23 protein-coding genes are annotated in these 21,623 nt (G+C 65.2%); 14 read left to right on the top strand and 9 right to left on the bottom strand.

The annotated features are described in order from the left end of the window. Positions 1-29: 29 nt before the first annotated feature. Positions 30-842, bottom strand: coding sequence for a pyruvate, water dikinase regulatory protein (locus tag FPZ24_RS16395; RefSeq protein WP_146573810.1), 813 nt, complete (start codon positions 840-842; stop codon positions 30-32). A 285-nt stretch (positions 843-1,127) separates the two neighbouring features. On the opposite strand from FPZ24_RS16395, the gene hemE reads away from it, so the two are divergent. The 5 genes from hemE to FPZ24_RS16370 all read left to right on the top strand — a co-directional run bounded on the left by hemE (position 1,128) and on the right by FPZ24_RS16370 (position 5,494). Then, positions 1,128-2,171, top strand: coding sequence for a uroporphyrinogen decarboxylase (gene hemE / locus FPZ24_RS16390; protein WP_146573808.1), 1,044 nt, complete (start codon positions 1,128-1,130; stop codon positions 2,169-2,171). Then, on the top strand, positions 2,171-2,608 hold the full coding sequence (locus tag FPZ24_RS16385) for a CopD family protein (RefSeq protein ID WP_146573806.1): 438 nt from the start codon (positions 2,171-2,173) through the stop codon (positions 2,606-2,608). Before hemE ends, FPZ24_RS16385 begins: the two co-directional genes overlap by 1 nt. A gap of 149 nt (positions 2,609-2,757) precedes the next feature. Further along, complete coding sequence (rho, locus tag FPZ24_RS16380) at positions 2,758-4,014, top strand: transcription termination factor Rho (protein ID WP_146573804.1); 1,257 nt, start codon at positions 2,758-2,760, stop codon at positions 4,012-4,014. A 135-nt stretch (positions 4,015-4,149) separates the two neighbouring features. Then, a complete protein-coding gene (locus FPZ24_RS16375) occupies positions 4,150-4,803 on the top strand; it encodes a YjbE family putative metal transport protein (protein WP_146573803.1) in 654 nt (217 codons plus the stop codon). 40 nt (positions 4,804-4,843) lie between these two features. Next, positions 4,844-5,494, top strand: a complete 651-nt coding sequence (locus FPZ24_RS16370) for a YjbE family putative metal transport protein (RefSeq protein WP_146573801.1) — start codon at positions 4,844-4,846, stop codon at positions 5,492-5,494. A gap of 7 nt (positions 5,495-5,501) precedes the next feature. Here the strand turns inward: FPZ24_RS16370 and FPZ24_RS16365 are convergent, their stop codons facing one another. After that, a complete protein-coding gene (locus FPZ24_RS16365) occupies positions 5,502-6,200 on the bottom strand; it encodes a dienelactone hydrolase family protein (protein ID WP_146573799.1) in 699 nt (232 codons plus the stop codon). A gap of 69 nt (positions 6,201-6,269) precedes the next feature. Here FPZ24_RS16365 and FPZ24_RS16360 point away from each other — a divergent pair, with 69 nt between their 5' ends. The 6 genes from FPZ24_RS16360 to FPZ24_RS16335 are packed head-to-tail and all read left to right on the top strand — an operon-like array spanning position 6,270 to position 11,938. Beyond that, complete coding sequence (locus tag FPZ24_RS16360; protein WP_146573797.1) at positions 6,270-6,512, top strand: DUF6489 family protein; 243 nt, start codon at positions 6,270-6,272, stop codon at positions 6,510-6,512. 18 nt (positions 6,513-6,530) lie between these two features. Then, entirely contained in the window at positions 6,531-7,808 is a 1,278-nt protein-coding gene (gene mnmE, locus FPZ24_RS16355; protein ID WP_146573795.1) for a tRNA uridine-5-carboxymethylaminomethyl(34) synthesis GTPase MnmE, read from the top strand. Between the two features lie 35 nt (positions 7,809-7,843). Then, positions 7,844-9,676 carry a tRNA uridine-5-carboxymethylaminomethyl(34) synthesis enzyme MnmG gene (gene mnmG, locus FPZ24_RS16350; protein WP_146573793.1) on the top strand — a complete coding sequence of 611 codons (1,833 nt, stop codon included), beginning with the start codon at positions 7,844-7,846 and terminating at the stop codon, positions 9,674-9,676. Next, a complete protein-coding gene (gene rsmG / locus FPZ24_RS16345; RefSeq protein WP_146573791.1) occupies positions 9,673-10,281 on the top strand; it encodes a 16S rRNA (guanine(527)-N(7))-methyltransferase RsmG in 609 nt (202 codons plus the stop codon). Before mnmG ends, rsmG begins: the two co-directional genes overlap by 4 nt. Further along, entirely contained in the window at positions 10,278-11,063 is a 786-nt protein-coding gene (locus FPZ24_RS16340; protein ID WP_146573789.1) for a ParA family protein, read from the top strand. The genes rsmG and FPZ24_RS16340 overlap by 4 nt, the downstream gene beginning before the upstream one ends. Then, the gene (locus FPZ24_RS16335) at positions 11,060-11,938 is read left to right on the top strand and encodes a ParB/RepB/Spo0J family partition protein (RefSeq protein WP_146573787.1); all 879 of its coding nucleotides are present in this window, start codon (positions 11,060-11,062) and stop codon (positions 11,936-11,938) included. Before FPZ24_RS16340 ends, FPZ24_RS16335 begins: the two co-directional genes overlap by 4 nt. Positions 11,939-11,947: 9 nt before the next feature. Here FPZ24_RS16335 and holA read toward each other — a convergent pair whose 3' ends face one another. Genes holA through FPZ24_RS16315 form a run of 4 tightly spaced genes read right to left on the bottom strand, consistent with a single transcriptional unit; the run spans position 11,948 to position 16,431 of the window. Beyond that, positions 11,948-12,967 (bottom strand): DNA polymerase III subunit delta, encoded by a 1,020-nt coding sequence (gene holA, locus FPZ24_RS16330; protein ID WP_146573785.1) that lies wholly within the window; start codon positions 12,965-12,967, stop codon positions 11,948-11,950. Next, positions 12,964-13,455 carry an LPS assembly lipoprotein LptE gene (gene lptE, locus FPZ24_RS16325; RefSeq protein WP_146573783.1) on the bottom strand — a complete coding sequence of 164 codons (492 nt, stop codon included), beginning with the start codon at positions 13,453-13,455 and terminating at the stop codon, positions 12,964-12,966. Before lptE ends, holA begins: the two co-directional genes overlap by 4 nt. Continuing rightward, the gene (leuS, locus tag FPZ24_RS16320; protein WP_420853371.1) at positions 13,452-15,944 is read right to left on the bottom strand and encodes a leucine--tRNA ligase; all 2,493 of its coding nucleotides are present in this window, start codon (positions 15,942-15,944) and stop codon (positions 13,452-13,454) included. The genes lptE and leuS overlap by 4 nt, the downstream gene beginning before the upstream one ends. A gap of 49 nt (positions 15,945-15,993) precedes the next feature. Then, a complete protein-coding gene (locus tag FPZ24_RS16315; RefSeq protein WP_146573779.1) occupies positions 15,994-16,431 on the bottom strand; it encodes a DUF3576 domain-containing protein in 438 nt (145 codons plus the stop codon). A 232-nt stretch (positions 16,432-16,663) separates the two neighbouring features. Here FPZ24_RS16315 and FPZ24_RS16310 point away from each other — a divergent pair, with 232 nt between their 5' ends. After that, positions 16,664-17,332, top strand: a complete 669-nt coding sequence (locus FPZ24_RS16310; RefSeq protein WP_476749628.1) for a hypothetical protein — start codon at positions 16,664-16,666, stop codon at positions 17,330-17,332. Positions 17,333-17,509: 177 nt separating this feature from the next. On the opposite strand, the gene FPZ24_RS16305 is transcribed toward FPZ24_RS16310, so the two are convergent. Next, complete coding sequence (locus FPZ24_RS16305) at positions 17,510-18,031, bottom strand: thiamine phosphate synthase (RefSeq protein ID WP_240047529.1); 522 nt, start codon at positions 18,029-18,031, stop codon at positions 17,510-17,512. Positions 18,032-18,053: 22 nt separating this feature from the next. On the opposite strand from FPZ24_RS16305, the gene FPZ24_RS16300 reads away from it, so the two are divergent. Continuing rightward, entirely contained in the window at positions 18,054-18,716 is a 663-nt protein-coding gene (locus FPZ24_RS16300) for a YggS family pyridoxal phosphate-dependent enzyme (protein WP_146573773.1), read from the top strand. Continuing rightward, the gene (locus FPZ24_RS16295; protein WP_146573771.1) at positions 18,713-19,429 is read left to right on the top strand and encodes an HAD family hydrolase; all 717 of its coding nucleotides are present in this window, start codon (positions 18,713-18,715) and stop codon (positions 19,427-19,429) included. Before FPZ24_RS16300 ends, FPZ24_RS16295 begins: the two co-directional genes overlap by 4 nt. A 120-nt stretch (positions 19,430-19,549) precedes the next feature. On the opposite strand, the gene ribA is transcribed toward FPZ24_RS16295, so the two are convergent. Together ribA and FPZ24_RS16285 are read right to left on the bottom strand one after the other, a co-directional pair. Then, the gene (gene ribA / locus FPZ24_RS16290; protein ID WP_146573769.1) at positions 19,550-20,602 is read right to left on the bottom strand and encodes a GTP cyclohydrolase II; all 1,053 of its coding nucleotides are present in this window, start codon (positions 20,600-20,602) and stop codon (positions 19,550-19,552) included. Continuing rightward, positions 20,599-21,381: an exodeoxyribonuclease III gene (locus tag FPZ24_RS16285; protein ID WP_146573768.1), complete on the bottom strand. Its 783-nt coding sequence runs from the start codon at positions 21,379-21,381 to the stop codon at positions 20,599-20,601. Before FPZ24_RS16285 ends, ribA begins: the two co-directional genes overlap by 4 nt. Between the last annotated feature and the right edge of the window lie 242 nt (positions 21,382-21,623).

The following is a 21,623-nucleotide window of genomic DNA, read 5'->3' as shown; positions in this document are numbered from 1 at the left end:
CGAAGCGCTTTGCGAGGCTAGGATCAAGGTCACTCGCTCGTCCCCTGATCGTTGACCATCCCAATGATCGCCGCGGCGGTTTCCTCGATCGAGCGGCGCGTCACGTCGATCACCGGCCAGCCATTGTCGGCGAACATCCGCCGCGCATAGGCGACCTCGCGCGTCACCGCTTCCTGATCGACATAGGCGGTTTCGGCCGCCTGGTTGAGCGACAGCAAGCGATTGCGGCGCACCTGAATCAACCGGTCGGCGCTGGTGGTTAGCCCGACCACGAGAGGGTGCTTCAGGTGGAAAAGCTTGTCCGGCGGCGGCGATTCCGGAACGATCGGGATATTGGCGGTCTTGAATCCGCGGTTCGCCAGATAGATGCTGGTCGGCGTCTTCGACGTACGCGACACCCCGGCGAGCACGATGTCGGCCTCCTCCCAATTCTCCCAATTGACGCCGTCGTCATGCGCGATGGTGAATTGGATCGCATCGACGCGCTGGAAATAGGCGGCGTCGAGCACGTGCTGGCGCCCCGGGCGCGCCTTGGCCTGCTGGCCGAGCAGATTGCTGAGCGCATCGTTGACCGGGTCGAGCGGTGCCACCGCGGGCAGGCCGAGCGCGCGGCACCGCGTTTCCAGCGAGCGTCGCATCTCGCTCGACACCAGGGTGAACAGCACCAGCCCCGGATTGTGCGCGATCTCCTGCAGGATGCGCTCGAGATGCGGTTCGGACCGCACCATCGGCCAGAAATGGCGGATCGTCTCGACATCGTCGAACTGCGCCAGCGCGGCCTTGGCGATATTCTCCAGCGTCTCGCCGGTGGAGTCCGACAGGAGGTGCAAATGGAGCCTCACGAGCGGCGATCCGGAAAGCCTGTGGAGAACATCGGCAAAACCGCTAGCGCAACCCGCGTCCCCGGCCAAGCGATGCCGGCCCGTGGACAAAATCGCGCGTCATCCACATCCCCGCCAACATGGAATTGTTCGCCGCACAGCCTGTGGATTACGGGGACGGGGTCCGCGAATCCCAGCTTTCGTGCGGGCCCGCCGCCGTCAAGCTGTTGGCATTTGCGGGACAGACGCCTAACCCCCGGCATCCACGCGCCAACAAGAACAACAACCTTTCTATCTATATCTTATATGACTCTTGAATCAGGCCAGGTTGGGGAAAAACCCCTGCTCGCGACTCTGCGCGGCGAGCGTCGGGATGTGCCGCCGGTGTGGCTGATGCGCCAGGCGGGGCGCTATCTTCCCGAGTATCGCGAATTGCGCGCGCAGAAGGGCGGCTTCCTCGATCTCGCGACCGACAGCGAAACGGCGTGCGAAATCACGCTTCAGCCGATCCGTCGGTTCGGGATGGATGGCGCGATCCTGTTCTCCGACATTCTGATGGTCCCCTGGGCGATGGGCCAGGATCTGTGGTTCGAAACCGGCGAAGGTCCGCGACTGGCACCCAAGCTGGTCGATCACGCGCTGCATGGCCTCCAGGCCGCCCCTGAGCGGCTGGAGCCGGTCTATGAGACCGTCCGCCGGGTCGCGGCCCAATTGCCCCCGCAAACGACGCTGTTGGGCTTTGCCGGGAGCCCGTGGACCGTCGCGACCTACATGGTTGCCGGCCAGGGTAGCCGCGACCAAAGCGAGACCCGCCGGCTGGCGTATCGGGATCCGCAGGCGTTCGGCGCAATCATTGCGGCGATCGAGGCGGTGACGATCGAGTATCTGTCCAAGCAGATCGAAGCGGGTGCCGAGGCGGTGCAATTGTTCGACAGCTGGTCGGGCAGCCTCGCGCCGAGCGAATTCGAGCGCTGGGTGATCGCCCCAACCGCGCGGATCGTCGCGGCGATCGGCCGATTGCATCCCGACACCCCGGTCATCGGCTTTCCCAAGGGCGCCGGCGCGAAGCTCGCCGCTTATGCGCGTGAAACCGGTATCGCTGCGGTCGGCGTGGACGAGACGATCGATCCGGTCTGGGCGAACGCAGCGCTGCCCGCTGGCCTCCCGGTCCAGGGCAATATCGATCCGCTCGCGTTGATCACGGGGGGCGACGCCATGACGTCGGCAGCCGCGCGCATCCTTGCCGCGTTCGCCGATCGCCCGCATATCTTTAACCTGGGCCACGGCATCCTGCCCGACACGCCGATCGCGCATGTCGAGCAATTGCTCGCATTGGTAAGGAAGCGCTGATGGAATTCCTCGCCTCGATCTATCTGTGGCTGAAGGCGGCGCACGTCATCTTCGTGATCTTCTGGATGGCCGGTCTGTTCATGCTGCCACGCTATCTCGTCCATCATCAGGAAGCGCTCGGTACGCCCGAAGCCGACAAATGGATCGAGCGTGAGGGCAAGCTGCGCCGCATCATCCTGACGCCGTCGATGGTGTTGGTGTGGGTGTTCGGGCTGACGATCGCGACGGTGGGCCAGCATTGGCAGGAAGGTTGGCTCCACGCCAAGTTGCTGCTGGTGATCCTGATGAGCGGGTATCACGGCTGGATGGTCGCTTATGCCAAGAAGCTCGCGGCCGGCACCGCGACGCTGACATCGAAGCAGTTGCGCATCGTCAACGAGCTGCCAGCGCTGTTCGTCGCGCTAATTGTCATTCTGGTGGTGGTGAAACCCTTCTGATCGCCTTGACTTGACCGTTTCCCCTCCATAAATCCCATCGGCGAGCGCACCCTCCCGGGTCACGTTCAGCCCTCTCCTCCAGCATCGTCGCGGTTTCTTCGCAGACAGACGCTCGAAAAATCCCCCAAAGATTCGCGGATACGCCCGAAATGCATCTCAAAGAACTCAAGAAGAAACCCCCCGCAGAGCTGGTCGCGATGGCCGAGGAGCTTGGCGTCGAGGGTGCTTCGACCCTACGCAAGCAGGATCTGCTGTTCGCGATCCTGAAGGAGCAGGCCGAAAATGGCGACCAGATCATGGGTCTGGGCACGATCGAAGTACTGCCCGACGGGTTCGGCTTCCTGCGCAGTCCGGAGGCGAACTATCTCGCCGGGCCGGACGACATCTACATATCGCCCAACCAGGTCCGTAAGTTCGGCCTGCGCACCGGTGACACGGTCGAAGGCGAAATTCGCGGCCCCAAGGACGGCGAACGCTATTTCGCGCTGACCCGCCTGACCGCGGTCAATTTCGACGATCCCGACGTTGTTCGCCACCGCGTCAATTTCGACAATCTGACGCCGCTCTATCCCGAGCAGAAGCTGACGCTCGACGCGATCGACCCGACGATCAAGGACAAGTCGGCCCGCGTCATCGACATCGTCAGCCCGCAGGGCAAGGGCCAGCGCACGTTGATCGTCGCGCCGCCGCGCGTCGGCAAGACGGTGATGCTGCAGAACATCGCCAAGGCAATCACCGACAACCATCCCGAAGTCTTCCTGATCGTCTTGCTGATCGACGAGCGGCCGGAAGAAGTCACCGACATGCAGCGGTCGGTGAAGGGCGAAGTCGTGTCTTCGACCTTCGACGAGCCCGCGACGCGCCACGTGCAAGTTGCTGAAATGGTGATCGAAAAGGCCAAGCGCCTGGTCGAGCACAAGAAGGACGTCGTGATCCTGCTCGACTCGATCACCCGCCTCGGCCGCGCCTATAACACCGTCGTGCCGAGTTCGGGCAAGGTGCTGACCGGCGGTGTCGACGCCAACGCGCTGCAGCGGCCGAAGCGCTTCTTCGGCGCCGCGCGCAACATCGAGGAAGGCGGATCGCTGTCGATCATCGCCACCGCGCTGATCGACACCGGCAGCCGTATGGACGAAGTCATCTTCGAAGAATTCAAGGGTACGGGTAACTCCGAAATCGTCCTCGACCGCAAGGTGGCCGATAAGCGCATCTTCCCGGCGCTCGACGTCGGCAAATCGGGCACGCGCAAGGAAGAGCTGCTGGTCGATCAGAGCAAGCTCTCGAAGATGTGGGTGCTCCGCCGCATCCTGATGCAGATGGGCACGATCGACGCGATGGAGTTCCTGCTCGACAAGATGAAGAATTCGAAGACCAACGAGGATTTCTTCGACAGCATGAATCAGTGAGCGGGCCGGATTAGCGAGAGCTAATCCGAACCTCGCACCTAATCGGCCGGCGGGCCGAAAGCCCGGCCAACGGCGCGGATTAACTCCGCGCCGTTTTTGTTTGCCCTCAAACCTGCCCCTGCTACGCCCCTCCACGTGTTCGACTTCGCCGATATCTTCACCCCCGCAGGCCTTGCGGTGCTGGGCCAGATCATCCTGATCGACCTGACACTCGCGGGCGATAATGTGGTGGTGATGGGCACGCTCGCTGCGGGCTTCCCGCCGGCCCAACGCAAGAAGATCCTCGCGATCGGTGTCGGCATTGCGATGGTCTGCCTGATCGGCTTCGCGCTGGTCGCGACGCAGCTCCTGTCGATCGTCGGCCTGCTCTTCGCCGGCGGCCTGTTGCTGCTGTGGGTCGCCTGGAAACTGTTCCGCGAACTGCACCCGAAGGCACCTCCCACCCCGGTCGACGACCCCGACACGCCGCAGGTCGAAGGACCACCCTCCACCCGCAACTTCGGCCGCGCGATCGTGTCGGTTGCGCTCGCCGATCTGTCGATGAGCCTCGACAATGTCCTCGCCGTCGCCGGTACCGCGCGCGATCATCCCGCGGTCCTGTTCATCGGCTTGGCGCTGTCGGTTACCCTCATGGGTCTCGCCGCCAACATCGTCGCGCGGCTGATCGAGCGGTTCCGCTGGATCGTCTATATCGGCCTCGTCGTGATCCTCTACGTGGCCGGCAAGATGATCTACGAAGGTTTCATCGACCCGCAGGTCGGCGTCGGTCGGTTGTTCGGCTGGGTGTGACGGAACCAGACGCTCGCCCGGGTACTTGATGCGAGCATAGATGGACATCGCCGCGCTCTTTTCCGCCCAGTCGTTGGCCGTGTTGGGCGAGGTGATCGTCATCGACTTGGCACTGGCGGGCGATAACGCGGTCGTCGTCGGATCGCTCGCCGCCGGCCTCCCCAGCAAGCAGCAGAAACGCGTCATTCTGGTCGGTACGATCGCCGCGCTCGTGCTGCGGATCGGGTTCGCGCTCGCCGCGACATGGCTGCTTCGCTTCGTCGGTGTGCTCGCGGCCGGCGGCCTGCTGCTGTTATGGGTCGCGTGGAAGATGTGGCGCGAATTGCGCCGTCCCGGGGAACGCCAGCACAAGGACGCGTCGTCGGCGAAGAGCTTCGGCCGCGCCGTCCTCGCGGTGGCCGTGGCCGATGTCAGCATGAGCCTGGACAATGTGCTCGGCGTCGCGGGTGCGGCGCGCGATCATCCGGCGATCCTGGTGTTCGGCCTGCTGTTTTCGGTGGCGATGATGGGTCTCGCGGCGAACTTCATCGCCAAGATCATCGATCGCCATCGCTGGATCGCGTTCGTCGGGCTGGCGGTAATCTTGTGGGTCGCGGTGTCGATGATTTATGACGGCCTGACCGACCAGAAACTGGGTGTCCTGCCGGCGCTGGGCGTCGATATAGACGTCCCGCGACTCCCTAAGATATAAACAGAAATTACAAGTTCTCGCGGAAGAACGCCATCGTCCGCTCGTCGGCGAGCTTGGCTGCTTCATCAGCGCGGCGCTTGCCGAATTCGGTCGCGAAGCCGTGATCGACCCCCGGATAGTCGTGCAGCGTGACTCTGGCATGGTCGTCGAGTCCCTCGTGCATCTTGGCTTGGACGTCGGGTGTTACGAAATGGTCGGCGCCGGCGATGTGGAGCATCAGCGGCCGCGCGATTGCGTGCTTTTCGCCGAGCAGACCGTCGATACCGACCGCGTAATAGCCGACGCTCGCGTCCACGTCGGTGCGCGCCGCGGTCATATATGCCAGCCGGCCGCCCAGGCAGTAGCCCACCGCCCCCACCTTACCGCCGCCGACCCGATCGCGCGCCGCGCGGATCGTCGCTTCGATGTCGCGGATGCCGGCGTCCTGGTTGAATTTGCCCATCCAGCCGAGCGCGGCCTGAAACTGGTCGGGGATGTCGGGATCGAGCTCGATGCCCGGCTCGAGCCGCCAGAACAGGTCCGGCGCGATCGCGAGATAGCCTGCCTCGGCGAGCTGGTCGCACTTGCGCCTGATGCCGGCATTGACCCCGAAAATCTCTTGGATGACGACGATCGCGGCGCTTGCCTCACCCCCGGCGGGTTCGGCGATATAGGCGTCGAACGATGCGTCGCCGTCGAACGTCTCCATGCTGATCGTCGCGGTCATTCTGGCTCTCCTTGCTACGCCGTGCGTTACCGGGGCATATAGGTCGCGATAGCAGCGGGAAGGGTCGCGATGAAGATCAATGTCGAGGTGGATTGCACGCCCGAGGAAGCGCGCCGCGCGATCGGCCTGCCGGACCTGACACCAATCCACGACGTCTATATCAAGTCGATTCTGGGCGCGATGGACGGCACCGCGATCAAGCCGGAACTACTTGAAAACATGATGAAAAACTGGATGCCGATGGGCGATGCCAGCATGGCTTTCTGGCGCGGCCTGTTCGACAACGCGACCGACAAGAAGAGCAAGGACTGACGTCGGACGGGCGGCCGGATGGACACGATCTACGCTCCGTCGACCGGCGCTCCGCCGGCCGCGATCGCCATTATCCGGATCAGCGGATCGGCCGCATTGGCAGCGGCGCAAGAATTGGCCGGCGAGCTCCCCGCCCCGCGCGAAGCGCGAGTCCGCACCCTGCGCGACTCATCGGGCGAGCATCTCGATCGCGCGCTGGTTCTGGTCTTTCCCGGTCCGGCGACCGCGACGGGCGAGGATCTCGTCGAGTTGCATCTCCACGGTGGTCGAGCGGTGGTAGCGGCAGTAGAGATGGCGCTGGCGATCCAGCCCGACTTGCGCCGTGCCGATCCAGGCGAGTTCACGCGCCGCGCGTTGGCGAACGGCCGGATCGATCTGGCCGAGGCGGAGGGTCTCGGCGACCTACTGACGGCCGAGACCGAGTTGCAGCGCCGTGCCGCGCTGTCCATGGCTGATGGCGCGCTGTCGCGACGAATAGCGAGCTGGCGCGCCAGATTGTTGGGCTTGGCCGCAAGGATCGAAGGATCGCTCGACTTTTCTGACGAGGCCGATGTTCCTGCGGCCCTACTCGATGATATCCGCCAAAGCGCACGGTCGGTGGCGGACGACATGACAGCTACTCTGGCGGCGCCAACGGTCGAACGTTTGCGGGACGGCGTCCGCGTCGTGCTGGCGGGTCCGCCCAACAGCGGAAAGTCCACACTGCTCAATGCCTTGGTGCGTCGCGAAGCAGCGATCGTCTCCCCGATCGCGGGTACGACGCGCGACCGTATCGAGGTGTCGGTCGCTCGCGATGGTATTCCTTTCGTGTTGACCGACACAGCCGGGCTTCGCGACGCTACCGATGACGTGATCGAGCGGATCGGCATTGCGCGCGCCGACGAAGCGATCGAGGGCGCCGACATCGTCTTGTGGCTGAGTGACGACGCCCCGCGCGATCCAGCGATGGTCTGGTTACACGCGCGGGCGGATTTGCCTGGCCGCGGTCACTTTACGGCAGGACCCGTTATGTCGGTGTCGGCTCTTGACGATGCTTCGGTCGAAGTGTTGTGGACATTGGTGACGAGCCGGGCTTCGTCGCTGATACCGAAACCGGGCGATCTCGCGTTGAACGTCAGGCAAGCGAACCATTGCCGGGACGCGGTAGAGGCGCTGGCGGACATCGCGTCGCTTGATGAGCTAGTGGTTGCGGACGCGTTACGCCGAGCGAACGTCGCGCTAGCAAAGATTACCGGTCATTCCGGCGTCGAGACCATGCTCGACACCTTGTTCGGCAAGTTTTGCATCGGAAAGTGAGTGTTCCACGTGGAACAAGCTGCTAACCGCGCGCCATGAACGAGTTCGACGTTATCGTGATCGGCGGCGGCCATGCCGGCGTGGAGGCTGCTGCGGCTGCCTCTCGGCGCGGCTCGCGGGTCGCGCTCGTCACGTTCGATGCCGCGAATATCGGTGCGATGTCCTGCAATCCCAGCATCGGCGGACTCGGCAAGGGCCACCTGGTGCGGGAGGTCGATGCCTGCGACGGCATCATGGCGCGTGCGGCAGATGCGGCGGCAATCCACTACCGGCTGCTCAATCGCAGCAAGGGCGCAGCTGTTCGGGGACCGCGAATCCAGGCGGATCGTAAGCGTTTTGCGGCAGCAGTCCGAGCGATTCTAAAATCGCATGATGGTATTGAAATTGTTCCGGGCGAGGCCGTCTCACTCACCGTGCGAAGTGGTGCGGTATCGGGAATTGTCCTGTCAGACGGAACCGCGATCTTCGCCCCCACGGTCGTCCTGGCGACGGGCACGTTTCTAGGCGCCCGCATGTTTCGCGGCGAGGATCGCGAGTCTGGCGGGCGGCTCGGCGAGCGGGCCGCGACCGCGATGGCGGATCAGTTGCGGGCGATCGATTTGCCGATGACGCGACTCAAGACCGGGACGCCGCCGCGACTCGATGGGCGCACGATCGACTGGGCGCGGCTGGAGCGCCAGCCCTCCGACGACGAACCTTGGACAATGTCGCCGCTGTCGTCAGGCAGACCCCTCCCCCAACTGGCCTGCGCGATTACGCGAACGACCGAACGGACGCACGACATCATCCGCGCTGCGCTCGATCGGTCACCGCTGTTCGGCGGCGCAATTGAAGGCGCAGGCCCGCGCTATTGCCCATCCATCGAAGACAAGGTGCATCGGTTCGGTGACCGAGATGGTCACCAGATATTCCTCGAACCGGAGGGATTGGACGATGCCACTGTCTACCCCAATGGCATCTCGACGTCGCTTCCGGCCGACGCCCAAGCCGCGCTGATCGCCTCAATTCCGGGTCTGGAGCGAACACGGATCATGGCGTTCGGCTATGCTGTCGAATACGACCATATCGATCCGCGTGCACTTGATCATCGGCTCGCGCTGACAGAGTTGCCGGGATTGTTCTGCGCCGGGCAGATCAACGGGACGACCGGCTATGAAGAAGCGGCGGCGCAAGGGCTTGTGGCGGGGGCGAATGCAGCGGCGTTGGCGCTTGGTCTCGATTCCTTCCTGCCCGATCGGACGCAAAGCTATCTTGGCGTCATGATCGACGACCTGGTGCTACAGGGCGTTACGGAACCCTACCGCATGCTGACCGCGCGTGCCGAATTCAGGCTCAGGCTCCGGGCCGACAACGCTGAAACGCGGCTGTCGCGGGTTGCGGAAGCCACCGGATTGCTCGGCCCCGCTCGCTTGGAACACGTTCGTCGCCGCGAGCAGGAACGTACGGAGGTCGATCATGTGCTCGCTCGATCGATTACCGCCAGTACGCTGGCGCATACCGGAGTCGGCCAGGACGGCTCGCGTCGCTCCGCCCGGGAGTGGCTGCGCTTTCCGGACGTCTCATTGCGCGACGTCGCGCCGGAACTCGCCGACGTCATGACGCCAACCATCGTCGAGGCGTTGGATGACGCGCGATACGCTCCCTATGTCGATCGCCAGGAGGCCGAGGTCGCCGAGCTGCGGGCGAGCGAGCGCGTGGCCTTGCGCGCCGATCTCGACTTCGCGGCTGTTCCTGGGCTGTCGATTGAAATGGTGGAGCGCCTGACTGCCGCCCGACCTGCTACCCTCGCCGCAGCGGGGCGTATTCGTGGGATCACGCCGGCGGCGCTTACTGCGATCCTACTCCACACCAACCGGCGTGCGGCATGACGGAAGAGGATGCACGTGCTTGGGCCGTTTCGAGGTTCGACTCGGCGGCGATCGATCGGTTGGATAGCTTGGCGGCGATTGTCGCTGAGGAGGCCGAACGGCAGAATTTGATCGCTCGTTCGACGCTCGCATCGATCTGGACGCGCCATATCGTCGATTCGCTCCAACTCGTCGCGCTGGGGCCGGACGGTATTTGGCTCGATGTCGGCGCCGGTGCCGGATTTCCCGGTCTTGCCGTTGCCGCCGTCGAACCCGAACGGGCAATGATTCTGGTGGAGCCGCGTCGTTTACGCGCGGACTACCTGCGCGATGCAGCGAACCAATTGGGGCTAACAAATGTCACTGTGATAGCGGCAAAGGTGGAAGCGGTCAGCGATAAGGCCGATGTGATTTCGGCGCGTGCGGTGGCACGAATAGGCGCTCTTCTCGCGTCGGCGGCACAATGCGCCAAGAAAGAGACGGTTTGGCTGCTCCCCAAGGGTAGAAACGCCGACGACGAGGTAGCGGAAGCGCGGCGAACATGGCATGGTGTGTTTCACGTGGAACATAGCATCACCAGCCCCGATTCAGCCATCGTGATCGCGCGCGGCGTGAGGCGGCGATGACGGTCATCGCAGTCGCCAATCAGAAGGGTGGGGTCGGCAAGACGACCACCGCCATCAATCTCGGTACCGCGCTCGCGGCTACCGGCAAGCGCGTGCTGATCGTCGATCTCGATCCGCAGGGCAATGCATCGACCGGTCTCGGCATCCACCGCGCCAATCGCGCTAAATCGAGTTACGAGGTACTGATCGGTGAGGTTAGCGTTTCCGATGCTGCGATCGCCACTGCGGTGCCCAAGCTCGATATCGTTCCGGCGACCGTCGATTTGTCCGGCGCGGAGATAGAGCTCGTCGATTACGAGGAGCGGACTCACCGGCTCGATCATGCCCTGGAGGAAACGGCGGATCGCTGGGACGTCGTGCTGATCGATTGTCCGCCATCGCTCGGGTTGCTGACAATCAATGCGATGGTCGCCGCCGACTCGCTCCTGGTCCCGCTGCAATGCGAGTTCTTCGCGCTCGAGGGGTTGAGCCAGTTGCTCAGTACGGTCGAGCGGATTCGGTCGCGATTCAACCCAGGCCTGGCGATCCTCGGCGTCGCGCTGACGATGTATGATCGCCGTAACCGATTGACCGAACAGGTTTCTTCGGACGTTCGCGCGGTACTCGGCAATGTCGTGTTCGATACCGTCATCCCGCGCAACGTACGGTTGTCGGAGGCGCCCAGCCATGGCGTGCCGGCGCTCATCTACGATTATCGCTGTTCGGGATCGGAGGCGTATATGGCGCTCGCACGCGAATTGATCGGCCGGTTGCCCCCGGCCAAGCCGGCGATCGCGGCATGAGCGAGGCCCGCAAGCCCCGCCCGAGCCTAGGCCGCGGGCTCAACGCCTTGCTCGGCGACATCGCGGCCGAGCCGGTCGCGACCACCGGTGACGCACCATCGGGAATCCGAATGATGCCGGTCGGCGCGTTGACGCCGCAGCCCGGCCAGCCGCGGCGGGCGTTCGACGATACGGCGCTCGAAGAATTGTCGCAGTCGATCGCGACGCGTGGCGTGCTCCAGCCGATCCTGGTTCGGCCACACGGCCGCAACTACCAGATCGTCGCCGGCGAGCGTCGCTGGCGCGCCGCACAACGCGCGCGGCTGCACGAAGTCCCTGTTATCGTTCGCGAACTCGACGACGCCGATACGTTCGAGATCGCGTTGCTCGAAAACATCCAGCGCCGCGATCTCAACGCGGTCGAAGAAGCCGACGCGTACAAGCGGCTGATCACCGAGTTTGGTCACACCCAGGAAGCGCTCGCCAAGCTCGTCCACAAGTCGCGGAGCCACATCGCCAACCTGTTGAGATTACTCGATCTTCCGGAAAGCGTCCAGGCGCTGTTGGTCGACGGCCGAATCGACATGGGGCATGCCCGCGCGCTGATCGGCGCGCCCGACGTCGAACGGCTCGCGGCGGAAGTCGTCGCCAAAGGCTTGTCGGTGCGCGACACCGAACGGCTGGCGCGATCAGCAAAGAATGCGGATTCGACCGGCGGATCGGGCGGTGGCGGGCGCAATGCCGACATCGCTGCGCTCGAGCGCCAGTTGAGCGACGTGATCGGGCTCGGCGTGAAGATCAGTTACGGTCCCAAGGGCGGGACGCTGACGGTCGCCTATTCGACGCTCGACCAACTCGACATGGTCTGCCAGCGGCTGACCGGCGAACCGCTTTAAGCCTTTGACTTAGCGCGCTCTTGCGGCCGCGCGCGTCGTCTCGGTAATGGCGACGTCGGACAATATCTCCCCTGCCCCGCCCGCCGACATCAAGGCGCGTTCGGCGCGTCGCAAGCGGTCGATCGCGGCGGTGATTTCGGCCGCGCGCCAACGTTGAACCAGACGGATCGTCCCTGCTTCCTCGCGAAAGTGCAGCCGGCGCTTCTTGACCGTCGCAGTCGCGTCGGCGCCCGCATCGACCTCCCCGCGCATCGCGGCCAGGCTCATCAACTTGCGGACGATCTGGCGCAGCAGCGGGATTGCACTGCCGCCCGAATCGGCGAACCGGCCGAGCTCGCGCGAAATGTCGCGGACCCGCCCTTCCAGCGCGGCATCGACGACGTCGGACATCTGCGCATCGCCGAGTTCGGCACCGAGCAAGTCGATCACGTCGTCGTCGAGCTCGCGCGGCCGGTCGGCGGCGGCGTCGAGATAGAGCGCGAGCTTTTCGATCTCGCGGGCGATGACGGCGCGGTCGCCATTCGCCGCGCTCATCAAGCGGCGGGCGGCGGCGGGTGTCGGCCGCAAGCCATGTTCGCGCGCGATGCCGACGACCAGCCGTTCGGCATTGGCGCCGTCGGGGACGTAGCAGGCGAAGCTCATCGCGGCGGGCTGCGCGATCGCGAACTCGACCAATTTGCCCTTGCTGCGCAGACCCGGACCGATGAGCACGACCGGATGCTCGACGTGCGGCTCGGCGATCAGCATCTTTGCCGCTTCGATCGCGTCTTCGCCCGCATTGTTGATCAATATCCAGCGGCGCCCGCCGAACAGGGCAAGCGACCGTGCCTCATCGACGACGCGGCCGGGATCGCTCTTCAGCGACGACCCCTCGATCGCGATCTTCTCCGCATCCGCACCCAGCGCACGGCCCAATCGCGCCGCATAATCCGCCGCGCCCGATTCGTCGGGCCCGTGCAGCAGATAGAGCCGGATCGCCGGCGATGCTGCGTCGATCGCGTTAACTAGCTGATTTTCAGACGCTTTCACTTCGCCGCGGTGCGGCGCGTATAGACCGCGATGCGCGTCACGATCTGATCGGCGACGATGTCGGTCAGGTTTTCCAGCGCGGTATTTTCGGCCGCGATCGTCGCATATTCGGAGTTCACCACATCGACCCCGGCATCCGACCCGGCGGTCGCGTCGAGCACCGCTTCGCCCGACACGGTATCGACCAACTGATAACGTGCGCGCAGCGACCGCCGCTCGCGCGTCACGGTGTTGTCGCGCGTGATGCCCAGGCCGACGATCGAATCGTCGAGCTTGATCTCGAGCCGGTATTTCGCCGCGGCGCCGCCACGATCGGGCAAGCGATCACGCAACGCATTGGTCATCAGATAGCCCGACTTGCCCGCGATCGGCGCGATGTCGATGTCGGCCAGCCCGCGCGCCACCGTGCCGGAGGCGCCGCCTTCGTATAGCGGATGCAGCCCGCAACCGGCGAGGGCGATGGCGAGCAAGGGGACGAGTCGCTTCATGCGACCAGATTGACCAGACGATCGGGCACGACAATCACCTTCTTGGGTTCCTTGCCTTCGAGCACGCGGATGACATGGGCGTTGGCGCGCGCCGCGGCCTCGATCGCGTCCTTGGGCGAGCCTTTGGGCATGGTCAGCGTGTCGCGGAGCTTGCCGTTGACCTGGATCGCGATCGTCACTTCGTCCTCGACCAGCAAAGCGGGGTCGTAACTCGGCCAATCGGCGCCGGCGACCAGCTCGCTTTCGCCCATCGCCGCCCAGGCTTCCTCGGCGAGATGCGGTGTCATCGGTGCGACGAGGCGGACGAGCGTGCGGATCGCGGCGGTGCGCGAGGCCGACGGTGCGGCCTTTTCGATCGCGTTGACCAGTTCGTACAGCTTGGCGACCGCCTTGTTGAACTGCAGCGCCTCGATATCCACGGCGACCCCGGCGATGGTCTGGGCGAGCTTGCGGTCGATCGCGGCATCGGCGCCCTCGCCGTCCGCGATGCCGTCGACCAGCCGCCACAGCCGCTGGACGAAACGCCACGACCCCTCGATCCCACTTTCGGACCATTGCAGGTCGCGTTCGGGTGGCGAGTCAGACAGCATGAACCACCGCGTCGCGTCGGCGCCGTATTGATCAACGATCGGTTCGGGATCGATCGTGTTCTTCTTCGACTTCGACATCTTTTCGGTGCGGCCGACCGTGATCGGTTGCCCGGTGGCGATTTCCTTGCCGTCGCGCACGTCGTCGGGGGACAGCCATTTGCCCTCGACCGACTTGTAGGTCTCGTGCGTCACCATGCCTTGGGTGAACAGTCCCGCGAACGGCTCGGCGATGTCGAGCATATCCATGTGCTTCAGCGCCCGCGTCCAGAACCGCGCGTAGAGCAAGTGCAGGATCGCGTGCTCGACCCCGCCGATATATTGCCCGACCGGCAGCCATTGTTCGGCCGTCGCCCGGTCGAACGCCTTGTCCCTGGGCTGGCTGGCGAAGCGGATGAAATACCACGACGAATCGGCGAAGGTGTCGAGCGTGTCGGTCTCGCGCACCGCCGCGCCGCCGCACGACGGGCACGCGACATGCTTCCACGTGGGATGGCGATCGAGCGGGTTGCCGGGGATGTCGAACGACACGTCTTCGGGCAGCACCACCGGCAGTTGATCGCGCGGCACCGGCACCGCGCCGCACGCGGCGCAATGGATGATCGGGATCGGCGTACCCCAGTAACGCTGGCGGCTCACCCCCCAGTCGCGCAGGCGAAACACGGTGGTGCCGTGGCCCCAGCCGCCCGCTTCGGCGCGCGTGATCACCTCGCGCTTGGCATCCTCGACATCCATCCCGTCGAGGAAGTGCGAGTTCACTAGCGTTCCTGGCCCCGAATAGGCTTCGGCCTCGGTGAATGCGGGATCGGTCTTGTCGCCATCCGACACGACGCGGCGGATCGTCAGGCCGTATTTCGACGCGAACTCGAAATCGCGCTGGTCGTGCGCCGGCACGCCGAACACCGCGCCGGTGCCGTAGTCCATCAACACGAAGTTCGCGATGTAGAGCGGCAGTTGGATCGTCGGATCGAACGGGTGCGTCACCGTCAGCCCGGTGTCGAAGCCGAGCTTTTCCTGCGTTTCCAGTTCGGCCGCGGTGGTGCCGCCCTGCTTGCACTGTTCGATGAAGGCGGCGGCTTCCGGGCTCGCCGCGCCGATCGACTGGGCGATCGGATGATCCGCCGCGACCGCGACGAAGCTCGCGCCGAAGATCGTGTCGGGGCGTGTCGTGAACACCTCGACCTCGCTGCCGTCGGAAACCTTCCAGCGGAACTGCAGGCCCTGGCTCTTGCCGATCCAGTTTTCCTGCATCAGCCGGACCTTGTCGGGCCAGTTCTTCAGCTCGCCCAGCCCGGCCAGCAATTCGTCGGCGAATTGCGTGATCTTCAGGAACCACTGGCTCAGCTTGCGTTTCTCGACCAGCGCGCCCGATCGCCAGCCGCGCCCGTCGATCACTTGCTCGTTGGCCAGCACGGTCATGTCGACCGGATCCCAATTGACCGACGATTCCTTGCGATAGACGAGGCCCGCCGCCAGCATGTCGAGGAACAGCGCCTGTTCGTGGCCGTAATAATCGGGCTCGCACGTCGCCAGTTCGCGGCTCCAATCGAGCGCGAAGCCCAACCGTTTCAGCTGCGCCTTCATCGTCGCGATATTCTGGCGGGTCCAGCCGCCGGGATGGACGTGCTTTTCCATCGCGGCGTTTTCGGCCGGCATGCCGAACGCGTCCCACCCCATCGGGTGGAGCACTTCCATGCCCTTCATCCGCCGATAGCGCGCCAGCACGTCGCCCATCGTATAGTTGCGGACGTGGCCCATATGGATCCGCCCCGAAGGATACGGAAACATTTCAAGCACATAGCTTTTGGGCTTGGGGCTGTCGTCCTTCGCGGCGAACGTCTGGCGTTCGTCCCACACCTTTTGCCACTGGGCGTCGGCCTTCAGTGGATTGAAGCGTGACATGATCTGTTTCCTGTTGGGCGGGCATCACCCGCCCACCGGGGTTGGTTTCTTATTGCGGCGTGACGGCGGCGCGACGGAGATCGCGGGCGCGGGTCAGGATGATGTCCTCGAGCTTCTGGACGGTCGCCGCCTGCACCGGGGCCGCGACCCACTGGCCGCCCTGGTTCACCTGGCGCAGCGCCGCGACGCGAACGGCGTCGGCGCGCAGGTCCTGATCGAGGATCGTGACGGTGACCTTCATCCGCTCGGTCGGCGCCGAAGGGTTCACGTACCAGTCGGTGACGATGACGCCGCCGTTCGAATCGGTCTGGAGCAGCGGCATGAAGCTCAGCGTGTCGAGCGTCGCGCGCCACAGATAGGCGTTGACGCCGATCGTGGTGACCTTCGACGCGGCGATGTCTGCCTTCATCCGGTTCTTGTTCCCGCCCCCACAGGCAGCGAGCGGCAGCAGCAGGGCCAGATACGCGGCGTAGCGCAGACGGGTCATCAAACGTTTTCCTGACACAGATAGGGTGGACGGCATCTATAGATACTCGCGACGACGCCGCAAGCGCGCATAGAATGGCCGGCAATCGTGGCCGTCCTGTGGACATGGTGCAACACTCGGCGGAAAAACACGCTTTCGCGGTGGCGACGATGGAACGATCCGTGTTAGGGCGAGTCCCGTATAAGAGTCGCAGGGATTCGTCGTGATTGGAAAGCGGGTAATCGTGGGAACGATGGTCGGGGCGCTAGCCGTCGCCGGCGCGTTTGCCGTGCCTGCGTTCGGCACCCCCGATTCGGCCAACCGCGTGGGCAAGGCTTCGCCCTCCGCGCAGATTTTCTTCACGCCGGCATCCGCCGACCCCAAGCTGGCCGCGCTGATCGCGCGCAGCGGGATCGGGACCGCGTCGTTCCGCTTCGCCCCCGCCGAGTCGCGGGGCGTTCGCCGTCCGGTCGTGACCGCGCTGCAGATCGCGACGCCGAAGACCGGCGTGGTGACGCTGCGCAACCTGGGCAGCGATACGACGGCCCCCGGGCTTGGTCTCGCGCCGATCAAGTATAATCTGGTCGCATCGACCGCCGCCAAGCGGCTGAGCGTACCGGGCGACGCCCCGAAGATGGACCTCGGCACGTCGCCGAGCGGCCGCCGGATGGATCCGGGCTTCAACCTGTCCAAGCCGTCGAAGCTGAAGGCGGTGACCGACCGTCCGCCGACCGACACGCGTCTGATCGGTGACGCGCCGCAGATGATCGACGTCGGTGGCGCCTATTCGCTCCGCCGCAACATCGATGTCACCGCCGGCGTGCGCTACAAGTCGCCCGACCGCGACCGTCTGGCGCCGATGCCGGATGATCGCCGCGTGGACAGCCAGGCGGTGTATGTCGGGACGACGTTTAAGTTCTGACTTTATGCCGCGATTTAGCGGCAGCTAAATAGCGATAAGCAGAAAGTCCGGCCGGCCTCGTACAGCGAGGACCGACGACGCGGCTTTGCCGCGGCGGGCTATCAAGGGTCGGATATAACAAGCTTATCGCCCCGCGACCCTGGGCTCCTGCCTTCGCAGGAGCACGGCTAGGGCGGGTCACGTGGCGTCGTCGCTCCAGGCATCGATCGCCGCCCAGCCATAGAACCCATCGAGCCGCCAAAACCGCTCGGCATCCATCCCGCCCAGCGCGATCACCGGCACCCCGACCAGACGCGCGATCCGCTCCGCCCCGCGCACCCCCAGTACCCTACCCCCCGGATGCGACCGCGTCGCGAACACCGGCGACACGAACACCGCGTCAGCCCCGCGCGTCACGGCCGCCCTCGCCTCCAGCAACGAATGCGCCGACGCCGTCCGCACCCCGCGCCCGCGCCGGTTGTGCACGCCATCCGCCCCTGCCCCACACCAATTCCCGGCCCGCACCACGACGAGCCCATGGGCGCGCGCAATCCTGACCACGCGCGCAAACAGAAGCCGCCGCTCGACCGCCGGCGTCGCATAATGCCGGAACACCACGCCGCCGCCGCGCGGCAACCGCGCCAGTGCGTCCCACAACCCCTCGCCCAACCGCTCGTCGGTCATCAGCCAGAGGCGGGGAAGGGGGTGGCGGCGCGACACGTCCCTGCCTATAGCGCCGGCCATGACGACCGACGACCCCACCGCGCGGCTCGCCGGCGTCCTTGCCGATATCGAGCACGCGAAGAAACTGGCCGGCCGCACCGATGCGGTCGAGCTGATCGCCGTCTCCAAGACGCACCCCGCCGACGCGATCGAGCCGCTGATCGCCGCCGGCCAGCGCGTGTTCGGCGAGAACCGCGTCCAGGAAGCTCAAGGAAAATGGCCCGCGCTGCGCGAGCGCCATCCCGACATCCGCCTCGCGCTGATCGGCCAGCTACAGTCGAACAAGGCGGCGGATGCCGTCGCGTTGTTCGACGAGATACATTCGCTCGATCGCCCCTCGCTGGTCAGCGCGCTTGCCAAGGCAATGGAATCGGGCCGGCGACCCAACTGCTTCGTCCAGGTCAATATCGGCGACGAGGCGCAAAAGGGCGGCTGCGCGATCGCCGATCTGCCCGCGCTGTTGGCCGAAGTGCGCGCCGCCGATCTGCCGATCGCCGGGCTGATGGCGATCCCGCCCGCCGACGTCGAACCCGCGCCCTATTTCGCGTTGCTGGCAAAGCTCGCGCGCGATCATGGCCTCACCGGGCTCAGCATGGGCATGTCGAGCGACTATCCGACCGCGGTGACGCTGGGCGCGACGCACGTCCGGGTCGGCTCGGCGCTGTTCGGAGCGCGGGTATGAGATTCGCGGGATCGCCCCGAAGCGATCGATCCCCCGGATCGATCGCCTGCAAGTTCGGGGCGATCCTCTTCGACTTCGACGGCGTGCTGATCGAAAGCGAATATGTCGGCAACAAGCAGATCGCCGACTATCTGACCTCGATCGGCCATCCGACCACGCCCGAACAGTCGATGGCCAATTTCATGGGCTATTCCGGCGTCGATTTCATCGCGAAGGTCGAGGCGTGGATCGGACGCCCGTTGCCCGACGACTTCCACACCGCGCGCGCCGCCGAGGACGATCGGGTAATGGCCGAAGGAATCGGCGCAGTCGCCGGCGCGGTCGATTTCGTCCGGTCGCTGCCCGCCGATCTACCCAGGGCGGTCGTATCGTCGAGCTCGACGCGCTGGATCCGCCGTCACCTCGATCATATCGGCCTGACCGATGCGTTCGGCGACCACATCTATAGCGGCCGCGAGCATGTGACGCGCGGCAAACCCGCGCCCGACCTCTATCTCTACGCCGCCGATCGGCTCGGCGTCGCGATCGCCGACTGCGCGATCGTCGAGGATTCGATCGTCGGCGCGACCGGCGCGGTGGCGTCCGGCGGGTTCGTCATCGGGCTGTGCGCGGGCAATCATTGCGCGCCGGATCATGCCGACCGCCTCCGTGCGGTCAGCGTCGACGCCATCGCCGCCGACTTTGCCGAGGTGAAGAAACTACTGGAAATGTAGGATTTCTTCTGAAACTACGGCAGTCGCTCGTTGATATTGTCCGTCTTCGAACCGGCCGAGCGATCGATCGGAATTTCGACGCCGCTAGTGTCAACTTGGTGTCAACTTAGCCGGTCCGGCTCAGAGCTGATGCCCAGTCCGATCGCGCTTGGTAGCCAAGTACTTCTCGTTGAAGCGGTTGGGCGGCAACGCGATCGGCACGCGCTCGACCACGTCGATCCCGGTAGCCTGCAGCACGCGGACCTTCTCCGGATTGTTGGTCAGCAACCGGATACGGGTCTGCCCGAGCAGGTCGAGCATGCGCGCCGCCACCCGGAAATCGCGCGCATCGACCGCGAAGCCCAGCCGGGTATTGGCGTCGACCGTGTCGAACCCCTGATCCTGCAGCGCATAGGCGCGCAGCTTGTTGACCAGCCCGATCCCGCGCCCCTCCTGCCGCAGGTAGAGCAGGATGCCCCAGCCGGTCCCCTCCATCGCGTGGATCGCGGCATGGAGCTGCGGCCCGCAGTCGCATTTGAGGCTGCCGAGCACGTCGCCGGTCAGGCACTCGCTGTGGAGGCGCACCAGCGGCGGGTTGCCGTCGGGCTGGCCGACGATCAGCGCGACATGCTCGCCCGGCGAATCGGGCGAGCGGAACGCGACGATCTCGGATCGCTCGGATCCCTCGACCGGCAGCTTGGCGCGCGCCGCGATGGCGAGGTGGATCGGGTCTTCGAAATCGTCGATGTCGACGATGGTGATCGCGGGTTCGGTCGCCGCACCGACGAAGAAGGCAGGCAGCACGCCCGCAGTTCGCGCCAGCACAAGCGCCGCCGTCATGACGTCAGGGTCGGGGACCGGGATCGCGCGGAACGGCCCCTTCATCGGCGTCGCCATGTCGAGTTGCGGGTCGGCCAGCGCCACCGCACAGTCGAAATCGATCCAGAAGGTGCGTTCGACCAGCACCGGCGAGTCGGGGATCGCCGCCTCGATCTGGTTGGCGAGCTTCAGCGTTGCCGCGCGCCCTGCCGACAACAGGATGGGCGAGTCGCCACCCGGATCGAATGCCACCAGCCGCCCGGCATCCGCAGTCTCGATCGCCAGCAATCCGACCGGCGCACCGCTGCCTTGGATGGCGATCGGCCAACCACGCCGCAACGAATCGATCGCGCGGGCGACGTCACGCGCGCTCACAGGTCGAACTCGGTCATGATCGGCACATGGTCGGACGGCTTTAGCCAGTTGCGGCACGCCTCGAACACCGTATGCGACGTAGCGGCAGCGGCGACATCGGCGGTCGCCCACATGTGGTCGAGCCGGCGCCCGCGGTCGTTCACCGTCCAGTCGGGCGAGCGATAGCTCCACCACGTGTGCAGCCGCGCCGGGGCCGGATAGAAATGCCGGCCGAGATCGACCCAGCTATTGGAATCTTTTAGCCGGTTGAGCGCATCCACCTCGATCGGCGTATGGCTGACGACGTTGAGCAGTTGCTTGTGGTTCCACACGTCGCTTTCGAGCGGCGCGATGTTGAAGTCGCCGACCAGGATCGTCGGGCAGTCGAGGCTCGCCGACCACGCCGTCATCCGTTCGACGAAATCGAGCTTCTGGCCGAACTTCGCGTTCACCTCGCGATCGGGAACGTCGCCGCCTGCGGGGACGTAGACATTCTCCAGCCGCACGCCGTTCGCCAGCTTCACGCCGACGTGCCGCGCCTCGCGATTGGCTTGCCAATCGAACCGGTCGTCCTCGGCGAGCGGCACGCGGCTCAGGATCGCGACGCCGTGGTGCATTTTCTGGCCGTGCAGGATGATCGTCTTGTAGCCGAGCCGCCGAAACGCCTCCTGCGGGAAATCCTGGTCGATCACCTTGGTTTCCTGGAGGCACAATATGTCGGGCGCAGCCTCGCGCAAGAACCGCTCGACGATCTCGAGGCGAAAACGGACCGAGTTGATGTTCCAGGAGACGATCTTCACGAAGGGGGACTTAGGGGGTCCAATTGGTTTCGTCACCCCGCCCTAGTTTGCTGCGCTCACGCGCAGATGCGGCACCAGCCCGCTCCCCCACCCGACCGCCCAGTCAAGATATTCTATGGGCGGTCGGGTGGGGGAGCGGGCCGGTGCCGCTCATCGCCGAGAGGCGATCACAAAGAGAAAGGCCCCCGCTCCGGGGGCATGGAGCGAGGGCCGACCTAGCGTTCGTCACGCAGGCGGGAAGT

Source organism: Sphingomonas panacisoli (assembly GCF_007859635.1).
Lineage (GTDB): Bacteria > Pseudomonadota > Alphaproteobacteria > Sphingomonadales > Sphingomonadaceae > Sphingomonas > Sphingomonas panacisoli.
This window is presented reverse-complemented; position numbering and strand designations above follow the sequence as displayed.

Coding starts and splice junctions, on each gene's coding strand:
- hemE (WP_146573808.1), top strand. CDS start 1,128: ATGACTCTTGAATCAGGCCAGGTTGGGGAAAAACCCCTGCTCGCGACT.
- FPZ24_RS16385 (WP_146573806.1), top strand. CDS start 2,171: ATGGAATTCCTCGCCTCGATCTATCTGTGGCTGAAGGCGGCGCACGTC.
- rho (WP_146573804.1), top strand. CDS start 2,758: ATGCATCTCAAAGAACTCAAGAAGAAACCCCCCGCAGAGCTGGTCGCG.
- FPZ24_RS16370 (WP_146573801.1), top strand. CDS start 4,844: ATGGACATCGCCGCGCTCTTTTCCGCCCAGTCGTTGGCCGTGTTGGGC.
- FPZ24_RS16365 (WP_146573799.1), bottom strand. CDS start 6,200: ATGACCGCGACGATCAGCATGGAGACGTTCGACGGCGACGCATCGTTC.
- FPZ24_RS16360 (WP_146573797.1), top strand. CDS start 6,270: ATGAAGATCAATGTCGAGGTGGATTGCACGCCCGAGGAAGCGCGCCGC.
- mnmE (WP_146573795.1), top strand. CDS start 6,531: ATGGACACGATCTACGCTCCGTCGACCGGCGCTCCGCCGGCCGCGATC.
- mnmG (WP_146573793.1), top strand. CDS start 7,844: ATGAACGAGTTCGACGTTATCGTGATCGGCGGCGGCCATGCCGGCGTG.
- rsmG (WP_146573791.1), top strand. CDS start 9,673: ATGACGGAAGAGGATGCACGTGCTTGGGCCGTTTCGAGGTTCGACTCG.
- FPZ24_RS16340 (WP_146573789.1), top strand. CDS start 10,278: ATGACGGTCATCGCAGTCGCCAATCAGAAGGGTGGGGTCGGCAAGACG.
- FPZ24_RS16335 (WP_146573787.1), top strand. CDS start 11,060: ATGAGCGAGGCCCGCAAGCCCCGCCCGAGCCTAGGCCGCGGGCTCAAC.
- lptE (WP_146573783.1), bottom strand. CDS start 13,455: ATGAAGCGACTCGTCCCCTTGCTCGCCATCGCCCTCGCCGGTTGCGGG.
- leuS (WP_420853371.1), bottom strand. CDS start 15,944: ATGTCACGCTTCAATCCACTGAAGGCCGACGCCCAGTGGCAAAAGGTG.
- FPZ24_RS16315 (WP_146573779.1), bottom strand. CDS start 16,431: ATGACCCGTCTGCGCTACGCCGCGTATCTGGCCCTGCTGCTGCCGCTC.
- FPZ24_RS16310 (WP_476749628.1), top strand. CDS start 16,664: ATGGTCGGGGCGCTAGCCGTCGCCGGCGCGTTTGCCGTGCCTGCGTTC.
- FPZ24_RS16300 (WP_146573773.1), top strand. CDS start 18,054: ATGACGACCGACGACCCCACCGCGCGGCTCGCCGGCGTCCTTGCCGAT.
- FPZ24_RS16295 (WP_146573771.1), top strand. CDS start 18,713: ATGAGATTCGCGGGATCGCCCCGAAGCGATCGATCCCCCGGATCGATC.